The organism is Polaribacter atrinae, assembly GCF_038023995.1.
Classification (GTDB): Bacteria; Bacteroidota; Bacteroidia; order Flavobacteriales; family Flavobacteriaceae; genus Polaribacter; species Polaribacter atrinae.
Genome location: NZ_CP150660.1, coordinates 2,627,687 through 2,642,472, shown reverse-complemented (window position 1 = coordinate 2,642,472; position 14,786 = coordinate 2,627,687). Strand labels below are relative to the sequence as shown.

Sequence of the window (14,786 nt, the reverse complement as noted above, 5' to 3'; positions counted from 1 at the left end):
CCCATGCTTTTCAACCAAATTATCGGACAAGAACATATTAAAAAACACTTAAAAGTATCTGCGGAAAACGGCAGAATACCACACGCGCAATTATTTGTGGGTAAAGAAGGAAGTGGAACTTTGCCAATGGCAATTGCCTACGCACAGTTTTTGTTGTGTAATTTTTCTGACAATGCGGACGTCTGTAACTTAAAATGCGACAAATTACAACACCCAGATTTACATTTTACCTATCCTGTAACTTCTAATGATAACGTAAAAAAACACCCAGTAAGTAGTTTGTTTTTAGAAGACTGGAGAAGTTTTATAGCAACACAAGCTTACGGAAGTTTGTTTAATTGGCTACAACATATTGGTGTAGAAAATAAACAAGGAATTATTGGTGTTGATGAGGCAGAAGAAGTTGTAAAAAAACTACGCCTTAAAAGTTACGAGGGTGGTTTTAAGGTGATGATTATTTGGATGGCAGAAAAAATGAACATTGCTGCAGCTAATAAATTGCTAAAGTTAATTGAAGAACCACCAGAAAAAACGGTTTTTATTTTAATTACAGAAAATGAAGGTCAGATTATAAACACCATAAAATCTCGTTGTCAGGCTTTACATTTCCCTGCATTGAGCGAGCAAGATATTTCTAAAGCACTTGTTGTAAATCATCAGGTTTCTGAAAATAATGCGACTAAAATTGCGCATCAAGCAGAGGGAAATTTCAATAAAGCATTGCAATTATTACAAAACGATTCTAGTGATCTTGTTTTTGAAGAATGGTTTATTGCTTGGATTAGAACTGCTTTTAAAGCCAAAGGAAATGCTTCCGTTGTGCAACAATTGATTGAATGGTCTGACACTATTGCTAAAACCGGACGTGAAACTCAAAAGCGTTTTTTAGACTATTGTTTACAGTTTTTTAGACAAGCAATGTTGTTGAATTATAAATCGGAAAACTTGGTTTTTATGGAATCTAAAACCGGGTTCAATCTCTCTAAATTCGCTCCTTTTGTACATTCTGGAAATATTTTAGACATAGAAAAAGAGTTAAATGATGCGATGTATCATATAGAAAGAAACGGAAATCCGAAGATTATTTTATTAGATTTATCCATGAAACTGACTCGTTTTTTACATAAAAAAGAAGAAACGGTTTCGTAGCTATTTCCAGCTTTCGCTACTCGCTTTTTTTACCATAAAAAATGATAAAAAAGAGCTCAAACAAACCGCTCAATCTGGGCTAAACTTGTTTGCTAACTATTATTTAATTCCGTTTAGAATTCTTTTTGCAACAAATAAGTCTGCAATTGTTGGGTTTTCCGGGCAACTTTTTATTTGAATAAACTCGTCACCAGCCTTTACAGAACCTGTTTGTAAAACTTTAAAATAAACACCACAAAAAGTAGTTTTCCAAAACTTTTTTACAATGCTCATATTATTAAAACGAACACCTAATTTATAACAAGGATCTCTCTGTACTGTTGCTTCTAAAATGGTGTCACCTACTTTAAAAGTATCACCTTGATGAATTTTAGTTTCATCAATATCATCAATGGTTAAATTTTCTCCAAAAATACCCATTTCAAAATCTACCTTTGGGTACACCGTTTTCCAATATTCATAATGCTTTAAAGAATAACCATAAACTGCTTGTAAAACACCTCCATGATTCTCTCTATCGCAAATAGCATCTCCTTTTACATCTTCTACATTTAAAAAAATAGGATGCGCAACGCTATACTTAAAAATACCCGTAGTAACTAAAGTTCCTTTGTAATCTATTTCTTGTCGTTCCCCAATATTTGTTGAAATGATTTTCACACTCTTATTTTTTAAATTTTGACAATGCTTGTTTTGTAAATTCTGATAAAACTAACTCACCAGAAACAGCAGCTCTTTCGGCTAGTAAATCAGTCCAATTTTCAGTTCCTTGCCACAATGCTTTTTTCATTTCTAATAAAGCTACAGGATTGTAAGAAGCCAGTTTTTCTGACAATAATTCCACCTCTTTATCTAATTCACTTTGAGATTCAAAAACCTTAGCATACAACCCATTTTCTTTTGCCCAATATGCGTTTTTCCAACTAGTTGCATCTAACGTTAATTCCGCTGTTCCAGAAACGCCTATTTTACGAGTTACTGCAGGCTCAATTACAAAAGGCCCTATTCCTATGGTAAATTCAGATAATTTTATAGCTGCACTTTCGGTTGCCAAAACATAATCGCACGCTGCGGCCAAACCTACTCCACCACCAACTGTTTTTCCTTGAACACGACCAATAATTAATTTACCACAAGTTCTCATGGCATTTAGTACGTTTGCAAAACCTGAGAAAAACTGTTTTCCATCTTCTAAGCTAGAAATAGCCACTAACTCATCAAAAGAAGCACCCGCACAAAATGCTTTTTCTCCTTCAGACTTTAAAATAATAATAGAAACTTCTTCATTTTTCCCTACAGAAATCAACTCTTTGGTTAATCTGTCTAACAATTCACTAGGAAAAGAATTACTTGCAGGATGTCCAAACTCTATCGTTGCAATCTTATTTTGAATGTTGGTATATAAACTTCCGTTTTGTCTTGTAGTGCTCATGTAAATGAATTTTTAGTAAAAATAAGGTTTAATTCTTAAAAGCAAGCAGTCATTACGAATGAGGAACGATTGAAGTAATCTTATTATTTGCAACTACAATTTTAAGAGATTGCTTCGTTCCTAGCAATGACAAACATACTGTCATTACGAGGACGATAGAACGAAGTAATCTGTTTATTTAGAATGCTAATTTAAAAGATTGCTTCGTTCCTAGAAATGACAACACAAACTAATTATGTTCTGCCAACGGTATAAACTTATTTCTAAACCTAATAATTAATGGCAATCCTCTCGCAACCATCCAAAGAGTGAATGCAATCCAAATTGCAACTAGTTTTAAATCGAAATAATCAAAAACTAATAATGTAGGTATAAAAACCAATCCTGTAGAAAGAATTAAAAGATTTCTAAGATATTTCATTTCTCCCATTCCTTTAAACATTCCATCAAAAATAAAAGTAATAGCACTAATAGGTTGCGTTACTAAAACAATCCAAAAAACATGATAAAACTGTTCTAAAACAGCTGGGTCTTTTGTGAAAATTTGACCAATAAAATTATAAAAAACAAAACCAATCAAACCAATCACTACTCCCGTTGCCAAACCATATTTTAAAAGCTTATTACTTAGTGTTACCAAAGAACTATAATCTTTTGCTCCTAAAAATTTTCCTGACAATATATTTCCTGCACTAGAATAGCCATCTACCATAAATGCACCAAGTAACCAAATATTAATACCAATTGTATAGGCTGCAATATATTCTTTACCGTAATCTGTTGCATAGGAAGTTGCAAAATATAAAGCGGTGTTTAAAGCAATTGTTCTTATAAAAAGGTTTCCTATCATTCCTAACAATCGAGGAACTTCATTATGAAAGGGCAACCCTATTTTTAAAGAAATAGGTGTTTTTTTTATCAACATAACCAATGCGATAATTGCCATGGTAATTTGTGCAATAACACTTGCATACGCAGCTCCTTCTATATTCATGGCTGGTATGTAACCCTCAATTCCATATACGAGTATAATATCTAAAAAAACATTTAACAAAGCACCTATAATTGCAATGATCATAGGATAATAAGTGTTTTGTAAACCTCTAAAAATTCCAAAAACGGCAAATACAAAAAGCGAAAATGGAAATCCGAAAATTCGTATTTTAAAGTAAGTAACACAATATTCTAAAACGGTTCCGGATGCATTATAAAATTGAAAAATTTGTTTTGCAAACGGATACGAAATTGCCAATATTATTAAACTACCAAGAACTACAATAGCAATTGCTTGTGCTGGTAGCCCTTTTACTTCGTCTAATTTGTTAGCGCCTACATATTGCGAAACAATAGAAGAAATGGCGCTTCTAATTTGTCCGAAAACCCAAATTAACATAGAAATAAATGCGCCTACAATACCAACAGCGGCTAAACTTTCTGTTGCATTTTCAGATATATTTCCAATAATTGCCGTGTCTGTAATAGATAACAGTGGTTCTGCAATACCTGCAATTAAAGCAGGAATTGCTAACTTATTAATCTTCTTTAAAGTAATATTTGTGCTCAAAAAATTATTTTTTGCAAAGGTAATTACATTTGCGTTAAGGATTGCAGTGAAAAGCCCACAGTGAGGTACGAACGAGGACTTGTAACGGAAAGCCTGACCCTTGTGGTAACGCCCAAAGAATTCTTTTAATATTTTAAATCTGCGGGTTCAATAAAATCTATATCTAAGGTATACATCTCTTTAATATATGTTTTTATCTCAACAATAAATTCTTCTAATTTATCTTCGGTGATTTCTACATCTGGTTTTCTATAGTTCGATGAAAAGTTAATTGATAAAAAACCACTATTTAAATTCTTAAAAGAATAAATACCGCCTTCTAAAGGTTTGTTAAAATTGTATTTTTTGCTTTTGGTGTACAGATAAGCATATAACAATACCTGAATGGCTTTATGCTGCTCTTTTTCTCTTAATTTGTCGAATTCTACGACTCGTAAATCACCACTACTAACCATGCCCGTTTTATAATCTATAATACGTAAAACACCGTTTAACTCGTCTACTCGATCTACTTGACCATGAATTTTTATAGGAAAATCAATGCCTTCAATTTCTATCTCTGCGGATAAATTTTCTTCCGTTGCAAGAATCTTTAATTGATTGTTTTTATCTTTTAACAACTCTTTTTCTTGTGCTAAGAAATTATTGACAAATCGGTTGGCTACTTCAAAAATTAAACGATTTCTACCTGTAGAAATATCTCCGTTTTTAAATGCTTCTTTAAAATGTTTTACTACTAAATCTTTCGATTTTTTTTGCATCAGATCAATATCTTCAACTTGTAAAAACTGCTCTACATATGGTGTATACAATTCATCTAACGTCTCGTGAACAACTGTTCCTAAGGTATTATAAGCAACAGTTTCTTCTACATCTTCAAACTCTTTTAATTTGATGATTTTTTGTTTGTAAAACGAAATTGGATTGTATAAATAATTGGTTAAAGCCGAAGGAGAAATTCCTTTTACAGCCAATTCTTGTAGCTTTTCTAAAACGGTTTCGTCCTTTTTAATTTCTTTCAGTGCAATTTTTTGGTTCACTACTTTTGGAGCAACGGTTTTTTGAATAACATCTGTTCGCATCATTTCTAATTGCGTAACAAACCTACTTTTTTCTCCACTACCTAAAACATCGTGTTCTGTATTATAAATAATAAAAACATTTTTTGCTCTTTGCATTAATCTAAAAAAGTGATACGAAAAAATAGCATCTTTTTCTCTATAAGTTGGCAAACCAAATTCTACCTTAACATCAAAAGGAATAAAAGAATTTTGTTGACTACTAGCGGGTAAAACGCCTTCGTCTGTAGAAACTAAAATAATGTTTTCAAAATCTAAAACACGTGTTTCTAACATTCCCATTAACTGTAAACCTCTTAATGGTTCTCCTTGAAATGATAAACTTTCTGAAGAAATTAATTGTCTAAAAAAGAGTGCTAATGTTTTTAAATCTGGGAAGTATTTAAACTCATTTTGTAAGGTTTTTAACTGCGTAAATGTGGTATAAAATCTAAATAAATATTCTTTTTCTAAATCGCTAATATCTTCTTTTAAATAATCTATTAGGTTTAAAATTCTGTCTATAAATTCATCTACAGAAGCATAAGAACTAAATATTGAAACCAATACTTGTTTTAAAGCTTCTTCTGAATTTTCTAATAATTTATGAATATCATTTTGATTGATAAATGTCTGGTTATGCTTTGCTATATTGTCTGAAAACGCATCTATTTCTGGAATTAATCTGTAAATAGATTGATGCTTTAAAAACCGAATTACATCTTTATAATAGAACTCATTTACGATTGTTTTCTGCAATTTATCTTGAGAAACAAACAGTTGAAATATAGAAAATAGCAAATTCGTTGTAGGCACATCTTTTAACGGATATCCCATGGTAATATTAATTGCATTGATGTTTTTAGGCAAAGAATTTAACGTAATTGGCAATAAGGTTTCATCAGCTAAAACCAATGCAGTATTTTTAAAATCTGTGATTTTTTCTAAAATTTCACCTGCATATTTAATTTGAGTGGTGTTTTTAGAAGCTCCAATAACTTCAATATTTTTAGGTGCAGAAAACGTATCTCCTAAAGTTTTGATGTCATTTTTCTCATAATATCTCCATTCCTTTTTATACCTTCTAATAAATTTACCTGCTTGATGATTCGATTTAAAAAAGACTTCATCAATATCCCAATAAATTTCTGAATTACCACTTTCTAAAACTTTTTGAAACAATAATTCTTCAGCTGCGTTTAAGGCGTTAAAACCGATAAAAAAGAATTTTTTATGAGTATTTTTTTCTAAAAATGAGTCTATTTTTTCACAAGATTCTCTATAAATTAAACCTTGATATCCTATGTTGTTTTCTTTTAAGAATTGATAAAAAGCGTTGTAATACGTGTTTAACTTTTCTAGAAACAAATAATGATCTTTCATCAATTCTGTTTCTTGAAACTCTCCTTCTACAGACCACTTTTTTAAACGCTGAATATCTCTTAAATAATGAAAGATATCCTTTGTTTCTATTAAGTGTTGATCTATCTCATTAAAGTCTTGAATAACCGTAAAAGCCCAAGATGCAAAGACATCAAAAGTTACGGGTTCTTTCTCTATACCTTTGTAAATAGTGTAAAAATGAAATAATAATTGAATGCTATCTGCTTTCTCTATTCCTGAAATTTTGTTGATAAACTGCTCTACATTTATAATTTCTGGCAGAAAACCAACAGTAATTTTATCTTTAAAGGTTTGTTTCACAAAGACTTTTGCTCTTTGAGACGGAAGTACAAAGATCACATCTTCAAAAGATTCTGTTGTTTTTAAAATAGTCTCTATTGTAGTAGAAATAAAAGATTGCATAGCATTTTTTTGGATTTCTAAATTACAAAAACTTACTTTTATACATCTTTAATCATTAAATTATTTTTTGATGAAAAACGAATTAAACATTGTTGGTATTCAGGCTGATTTAGTTTGGGAAACCCCAGACAAAAACCTTGCTTTTTTTGAAGAAAAAATAAATGCACTTTCTAAGAATGTAGATCTTGTGGTATTACCAGAAATGTTTACTTCTGGTTTTACGATGCACCCCGAAAAAGTTGCAGAAAACATGGATGGAAACACTGTTTCTTGGATGCAAAAAATGGCGGTAGAAAACGATATAGCCATTTGTGGTAGCTTAGTGATATACGAAAGACCTTTCGACTGCGCTCAAGGTGACAAAAAATATTACAATCGTCTGGTTTTTGTACATCCTTCTGCAAAAATTGAAACCTATAACAAACGACATTCTTTTACCTTAGCAGGAGAAGATAAAATATATACTTCTGGAACAGAAAAACTAATTGTAAATTATAAAGGATGGAAAATTTGTCCGTTAATTTGTTATGATTTACGTTTTCCTATTTGGGCTAGAAATGCAGAAAATTATGATCTTTTAATTTTTATGGCAAATTGGCCTGTTACTCGAATTAAAGCTTGGGATACACTTTTAAAAGCGCGTGCAATAGAAAATATGAGTTATGTTATTGGTGTAAACAGAACTGGTAAAGATGCTAACAGTTATGTGTATTCTGGAAATTCTTTAGTAGTTGATTTTTTAGGTGAAGAACTTTCTTTCTTACAAAACAATGAAATTGGAAATATAACTGCAACTTTACTTAAAACAGATCAAGATCGTATTCGAAAAAAAATGGGTTTTTTAAATGATATGGATACTTTTAGTATTGATTCATAACAATACTAACAACTTAAAAACAGGTGAATTTTATCAACAAAAAAAAGACCTTTCTGCATGTAAACAGAAAGGTCTTTTTATGAATTATGCATAAAAAAAGTTCAACTCTAATTAACGCTACTCTTTTTTTCAAAAAACTACGTAATGATAACAAGAAATCGCTTCTAATACTAACTAGGATTCAACATCCATTTAAATTTAAAATCTGTTTGTGGAACTACAATTCTTTCTGTAATTCGCTGCATTCTGTCTGGTAATTTCATTAAATAATCTCTTGCTTTTTCTGCTTCTGGCGTAAGATTTGTAATTTTATCAATTTCCCAAGCTTCATTTAACTTTCTTAAGATATCTACATAATCGAAGCCTGTATAAACACCTACTCTTTGCGCAACGATAGAAAAATCATCAAATAAACTACCTTTTGTTTCAAAAGACTGTCTTAAATGCATTGCTGGCATTACAATTTTATATTTCATCATGTGATGAAAAGCCAACATCATTTCACTCGGGTCTATTTTAAAGATTTCTTTTACAAATTCTGTATATGCTTTATGATGACGCATTTCATCTCCTGCAATAATTTTAGACATTTTAGCCAAAGCTTTGTGTCCTTTTTTACGTGCAATTTTAGCTACATTGTTATGAGAAACGTAGGTTGCTAATTCTTGGAAACTTGTGTACACAAAGTTTTTATATGGATCTGTAGAAGTACCAATATCAAAACCATCTGCAATTAAATGTTGTGTAGAAATTTCTACTTCACGCATATTTACACGTCCAGATAAATACAAGTATTTGTTTAAAACATCTCCATGTCTGTTTTCTTCTGCTGTCCAGGTTCTTACCCATTTTGCCCAACTATTATCTGGGTCTTGAGAAACTCCGTCTAAATCTAATAACCAAGATTCGTATGTTGGTAATGCTTCTTCTGTAATAGTATCTCCTACTAGAACAACCCAAAAATCGTCATGCAATTCTTTAGATAATTCTCTAATTTCCTCTACTTCAGTAATAAAAGAATCTTTTTGAGAATTAGGTAAAAAATCTGTTGGCTGCCAGATTTTTTCTGCAGGGATTAAATATTTTTCCATGAAACGATCCATACTTTTTTCTAAAGTTAGCATCACTTCTTTTCTTACGTTATGTATAGACATATCTTTATTTTATGTGTTCTTTAATAACTGATTCTGTTTTTTCTAATAATTCATCAAAAGGTAAAGAATTTATTTTTACAGGTTGATGAACAGTAAATATAATTGGATTACCTAAACCTAATGGAAATTTTCCGTATTTAAAAATTTTCCACGAATTATTTATGGTAATCGGCACAATATAGCCCTCTTTATTGACTTTAGTGATTACTTTTAGACCGTTTATTGCAAATTGTTTTGGTTTACCGTCTCTACTTCTTGTTCCTTCCGGAAAAATAACAGCTCCCCATTTATTTTCTTTTATCCGTTTAGAAAAGGCTATTAAAGCAGAAATTGCTTGTTTTGGATCTTTTCTATCTATTAATGCTGCACCGCCATGTCTTAGGTTAAATGAAATACTTGGTATGCCTTTACCTAACTCTTTTTTAGATACAAATTTTGGATGGTGTTTTCTAAACGCCCAACTAATTGGCGAAATATCAAACATACTTTGATGATTAGAAACAAAAACTAGCGAACAGTCTTCTGGTAACTTATGCTTATTCTCTACCCTTACAACGACTCCTAAAATTAAAAGTGTCTTAGATAAAAACCAGTTCATATAGTCTACTACCAACTGATGTCCTTTATATCCAAACAACTTTAACCCCAACCATTGCAATGGATGAAATATGAGTAGACTTAAAAAAAACACCAATATGAAAATTGGTGATATTATGTAGCTTAAAATTTTCATTTAAATCTAATATAGATTCTTATTTACATAAGAATAATCGTTACTATAACCAGTTACTCCAAGGGATTCTAGAAAGAATCAATAATAAAGCAATACCGTAAAAGATTGCAAACGTTTTAAACTTTGCAACGTCTTCTGTTTTCTTTTTATGTTTAGACCAACCTATTGTAATGAAAACAATAGCAATAACCATCATTAATGGGTGTTCTACTGCTAAAAGCCTTACTGCTTTGTCTCCCATAACTTCACTTCCGTTAGCTTTTAAGGTTTTATACCAAGGCGACATAAAATACCATCCTAAACCAATTAGTAACTGTATATGAGATACAATAAGGGTAAACAAACCTAATCTTAGATCTTTATCTGTAAACTCTTTTTTTTGTTTTAATCCGATGATTGCATTTACAACTGTAAAAATTAAAATTGCTAAAACAAGGTATGCCCAATAAGAATGTATGTCTTTCATTATATAAAGATTTTTAAAGCTGTAAAGTTACTAATTTTAATAATAAAAAAACCACCTCAATTGAGGTGGTTTTTAGAATTTATGTAAGAAAAATTTAATCTCTTACGTATGTACCTCCATTTAAAACATATCTGTAAACTACATTTTGAGCAGAACCGTTATAAACAAAAACTGTAATTGCAAATTTTTGTCCTTCTTCCATACCTGAGAAGTGCGCATTAATTACTGTATTAATTACAGTGTCAATTTGCTCATCAGTCCAGTTAAAAGTACTGATGTTACCATAAGTATCTAAGTTTGCAACAGCAGCTGCAAAATCTGGATTTGCTCCATACGTATCTTTAATTAATGTATAATCTGCATCAACTAATTCATATTTAATAGTATTGTCTGGTACCCAATTAGCACCGTCATGTGCTAACTGTAAAGAAGCAACTGTTGTAGACTCATGTGCCATCCAAACACCATCTGTTTTTGTATAAGCATCACCACGAGTTTGAGCTCCACTTGAACTAGAAACATATTTATACAATACATTTAAAACATCTCCATTTTTTGCATAAGGAAATTTAATATTTAAAAATGCTGGTAAATAATCATCTGCAGAAGTTGAACTTCCAAAATTCTCAATTGACATTGAAGCAAAATCAGCATCTGTTACTGAGTAAAAACCATTATCAGATGGCAATGCCCAAGCACCACCAGTATAAGTATAAATTGCATTATACGTTTCTTTATTACCTACAGTTTCATCTTCTAAAGTTTCATTACTCATAATAGAAGACCAAGTGTTAGCAACACGGATCCCATCAATTACTGCAGATGGTCCACCACCACCCTGACGGATAGCTATGTTTTTAGCAGTATTACCTGCATTACCTGTATTTGTTGCTTCTGGAGTAGTTGGCTCTGTATCTGTAACAGACGTTAATACATATAAATTTGCAATACCTGTTTCTACTTCATAAGAAGTTACTAAAAGATAAGTAGTATCTAATTCGTAAGCTGTTGTTCCGTAAGTTAATGAACTTGAACTTGCCCCAATACCAAATAATACTTTTCCATTACCATCGCTTTTTGCACCAGTTCTTGCAGAAAAAACAAAAGTTCCGGCATCTTCCATTAAATGGAAAAAATAAGTACCATTACCAACTTCACTTAATTTTATTAAAGCACTAGAATATATTTTATTTGAAGTTAATTCTGAAGAAATAGCTGTATTAATATCTTCTGAACCAGAAGAAGATATTGCTAAGGCGCCTCCAATACTAGAGGAAGGATAATCATCCATTGTCAAACCATCAGTTGAGTATAATAATTGATTAGGAGTTCCATTATGACTAGCCCAAGCACCACCAGAAACAGTGGTTAAATCTCCAGCAGTTGTACCGTAATCTAAATTTTCATCTAAAGAAACTGTTGGAGTTACAGTAAATGCACCTCCAGTATATTGATCATAATAAGCAGATACATAATCTCCTTCATCAGCTGTAGCATATTGACTAGTAATAATATCTACTAAATAATCTGCTGGTGTTGCAGTAGATTCGAAACCTAATAAAGTACTTCCGCTAGTTGCATAATCTTCTAAGCTTAAAGTATAGTTATCTACAGAAAAAGCGTTTCCTACATATAAATCATATGAAACTAATGCAGCAGAACCTTTTCCCCAAACTGGGTATTTACCAGATAAAAAACCAGGTAAAGCTTCTTTTGCTTCATCTTCTGAGTTAAAACTACCATAAGACAAGTCTAAAGTTTCATAATCTTCATCAGTAAGTGTAAATACTACATCTCCAACAATACCAGATGCATTAGCATCAACTTCTTCATATATATCTTCTAATGGATCACAAGAAGTGAAAACCATTGAAAAAACTGTTAATAATAAAAGTATTTTTTTCATTCTTTATGTTTTTCTAAAATTTAACTTTTAATCCTAAACTAAACGTTCTTCCTGCTCCATAATAAACTTGTGCAGTATCATAGTTTGAGTTTGAACCGTTGTTTGCATTTGAAATGTATTCTACATTAAAAAGGTTATTCACATTTGCATTTAACGTAGAAGATAAACCAGCTATTTCGAAACCATGTCTAAGTCCTAAATCAAATAAATGAAAGTTAGGCATTTTCCAAGTGTCAATTCCGCTATCAGCCTCATCTGTTCTAGATGTAACATTCATAGTAGCATAATTGTCTCCAGCGTAATTATAATCTAAAGAAACACTTGTTTTATCTAATAAATCATATTTAAGACCTAAAGCAAAAGTTGTTTGTGCAGCATTAGATACTTTTAAATCTTTTGCATAAACTGTTCCACTAGATATAATGTCTCCAGTAGCTTCATCAAACGTAGTTGCAGATGCATTATCTTTCCATCTCCAGTTTCCTAAAGAAGCCATACCTGTAATAGCTAATTTTTCGATTGGCTTAAATAAGAAATCTATTTCTAAACCTTGGTGTAAAGCGTCTAAGCCAGTTACATTAGATGTAATTACTTCTCCACTTGCTCCAGGAAGACTAAAAGTCATAAATCTATCTAACCAAGAAGTGTTATATAAGTTAACGTTTGCAGAAAACATTTGTGATTTAAAACCATATCCTAATTCTACACTAAATACTTTTTCGTTTAATGCTCCGTCATATAAATCTACAGAATAATCACTATCAAATATATTGTCAAAAATTGGAGCTCTTGAGAAATATCCAATATTACCAAATACATTTTGTGCGTCATCAATATTAAAGTTAGCACCTGCTTTTGTACTGTATCCTAAGAAATCTGCTGATTCTGACTCTCTATTTTCAGCACCATAAGACATTCTATCTACTTTACTATATACAGAGTTAGATACTGCAGATGAGAAAAATACAGATAAGTCATTTTTACTATATTCTAATTGTGCAAATAAACCATATCTACCAACATGACCATCATAATCTTTAGAAAAACGATCTCCTACTTTTAATGCTTGACCTCCTGTTTTTTCTTCAAGATCATCATTATAGAAATATTCTCCACCTAAAAGATCTGTTACTTCATACCAGTGAGAACCAACATAATCTCTTGCATCTATACCTCCAGAAAAAGTAAGTGTTTCTGTTAAGTCTGTTTTTAATGTTGATAAAATACCATACCATTCATGAGAGTTTTCTGAAGAAGCAAAAATATCTGTTGCTCCATTAGCTCCACTCGCTTTATTTTCTGCTACAATTAAATCAAAATCGATTGGTTGATCTATATCTCCTAATCTATAATCATTGTTTGTAAATTTTGTTCCTTGAGTTCTTCTACCTCCACCTGAACCAAAAGATGCATAAACAGATGTAGTTAAAAATGTTTTATCAGAAATTGTCCAGTCATAATTTACAGATAACTGAGGTTTGTGATAAGAGTTAAATGAAGAGTTTTCTACTTGACCGTCTCTATAACCCCAATCTGGATTAAATCTTTTTCCACCTTGTTCTGTTGCTCTATACTCAGCAATAGTTCTTCTGTTAAATCTTTGTCCGTGTTCTTGAATTGTTCCAATAGCATTAAAAGACAATTTATGATTATCATTAATTTGTTTAGAAACATTTAAGAAGTAATTAGTTCCTTCAAATTGTAATCCGTCTACATATCCTTCACCAGAAACTTTAGAAGCAGATGCTGTAACAGCAAAACCATTATCCATCATTCCTGTAGATAAAGTCATACCATATTTTTGATATCCATTATTACCAGTACTCATTGTTACTGCTCCACCTTTTATTGCATCAGTAGATTTAGAAATAATGTTAATTGTACCACCAATAGAAGGCACAGCTACTTTAGAAGCACCTAAACCTCTTTGCACTTGCATTGCAGAAGTAACATCTGATAAACCAGCCCAGTTAGACCAATATACCGCTCCGTTTTCCATATCATTAACAGGAATACCGTTAATCATTACAGCAATGTTTTGAGTTCTAAACCCACGTAAGTTAATGTCTCCATCTCCGTAACCACCACCTTGTTTAGTAGCATATACTCCTGGAGTAGATTTTAAAATTTCAGGAAATTCTTGACTTCCTAACTTCGCTTCAATATCTGCAGCTTTTACTGTAGACACTGCAACTGGAGTTTTTCTACCAATAGCAAAAGAAGTTGCAGTAACAACTATTTCATCTAAAGCGCCAGCATCTTCTGTTAACTTAATCGTTTTTAAATCAGCTTTTGCAGAAGAAAAAGAAACCTCTCTCTTATTAAAACCAATAAAAGAAATAACGATAGTGCCAGAATTAGCATCTGCCGTTAACGTAAATTTTCCATCAAAATCTGTTGATGTTCCGTTTGTTGTACCTTTTACAACAACACTTGCGCCTGGTAAAGGTTGGTTTGTATCATCTACAACTTTACCAGTAATTTTAGTTTGTCCTAAAACAGTAGCCGTTACTAAAAGTAGAGCTACAAATAATAAGTTTTTAAAATTTCTCATTGTTTAATTTTATATTATTAAATGTTCTGCAAAATTCCTCTTTTTACAGACGTTTAATGTTAAGTTAATGTTAAGCTTTAACAAAAA

11 protein-coding genes are annotated in these 14,786 nt (G+C 31.4%); 2 read left to right on the top strand and 9 right to left on the bottom strand.

Annotated features, from left to right (window positions below; translation table 11 throughout):
* Positions 1-3 precede the first annotated feature (3 nt).
* Positions 4-1,149, top strand: a complete 1,146-nt coding sequence (locus WG945_RS11610) for an ATP-binding protein (protein ID WP_068449172.1) — start codon at positions 4-6, stop codon at positions 1,147-1,149.
* 99 nt (positions 1,150-1,248) lie between these two features.
* Here the strand turns inward: WG945_RS11610 and WG945_RS11605 are convergent, their stop codons facing one another.
* The 4 genes from WG945_RS11605 to WG945_RS11590 all read right to left on the bottom strand — a co-directional run bounded on the left by WG945_RS11605 (position 1,249) and on the right by WG945_RS11590 (position 7,009).
* Complete coding sequence (locus tag WG945_RS11605; RefSeq protein WP_068449169.1) at positions 1,249-1,809, bottom strand: MOSC domain-containing protein; 561 nt, start codon at positions 1,807-1,809, stop codon at positions 1,249-1,251.
* A gap of 4 nt (positions 1,810-1,813) precedes the next feature.
* A complete protein-coding gene (locus tag WG945_RS11600) occupies positions 1,814-2,581 on the bottom strand; it encodes an enoyl-CoA hydratase/isomerase family protein (protein WP_068449167.1) in 768 nt (255 codons plus the stop codon).
* Positions 2,582-2,810: 229 nt separating this feature from the next.
* Positions 2,811-4,145 (bottom strand): MATE family efflux transporter, encoded by a 1,335-nt coding sequence (locus tag WG945_RS11595; protein WP_068449165.1) that lies wholly within the window; start codon positions 4,143-4,145, stop codon positions 2,811-2,813.
* A gap of 125 nt (positions 4,146-4,270) precedes the next feature.
* Complete coding sequence (locus WG945_RS11590; RefSeq protein ID WP_068449163.1) at positions 4,271-7,009, bottom strand: PD-(D/E)XK nuclease family protein; 2,739 nt, start codon at positions 7,007-7,009, stop codon at positions 4,271-4,273.
* 70 nt (positions 7,010-7,079) lie between these two features.
* On the opposite strand from WG945_RS11590, the gene WG945_RS11585 reads away from it, so the two are divergent.
* Complete coding sequence (locus WG945_RS11585) at positions 7,080-7,886, top strand: nitrilase family protein (protein ID WP_068449160.1); 807 nt, start codon at positions 7,080-7,082, stop codon at positions 7,884-7,886.
* Positions 7,887-8,056: 170 nt separating this feature from the next.
* Here the strand turns inward: WG945_RS11585 and WG945_RS11580 are convergent, their stop codons facing one another.
* From WG945_RS11580 to WG945_RS11560, 5 genes are all read right to left on the bottom strand, one after another.
* Positions 8,057-9,040 (bottom strand): acyl-ACP desaturase, encoded by a 984-nt coding sequence (locus WG945_RS11580; protein WP_068449159.1) that lies wholly within the window; start codon positions 9,038-9,040, stop codon positions 8,057-8,059.
* Positions 9,041-9,044: 4 nt separating this feature from the next.
* Positions 9,045-9,773: a lysophospholipid acyltransferase family protein gene (locus WG945_RS11575; RefSeq protein ID WP_068449157.1), complete on the bottom strand. Its 729-nt coding sequence runs from the start codon at positions 9,771-9,773 to the stop codon at positions 9,045-9,047.
* 43 nt (positions 9,774-9,816) lie between these two features.
* Positions 9,817-10,239, bottom strand: a complete 423-nt coding sequence (locus WG945_RS11570; RefSeq protein ID WP_068449155.1) for a hypothetical protein — start codon at positions 10,237-10,239, stop codon at positions 9,817-9,819.
* Positions 10,240-10,333: 94 nt separating this feature from the next.
* Positions 10,334-12,145 carry a hypothetical protein gene (locus tag WG945_RS11565; protein ID WP_068449153.1) on the bottom strand — a complete coding sequence of 604 codons (1,812 nt, stop codon included), beginning with the start codon at positions 12,143-12,145 and terminating at the stop codon, positions 10,334-10,336.
* Positions 12,146-12,158: 13 nt separating this feature from the next.
* A complete protein-coding gene (locus WG945_RS11560) occupies positions 12,159-14,699 on the bottom strand; it encodes a TonB-dependent receptor (RefSeq protein WP_068449151.1) in 2,541 nt (846 codons plus the stop codon).
* Positions 14,700-14,786: the final 87 nt, after the last annotated feature.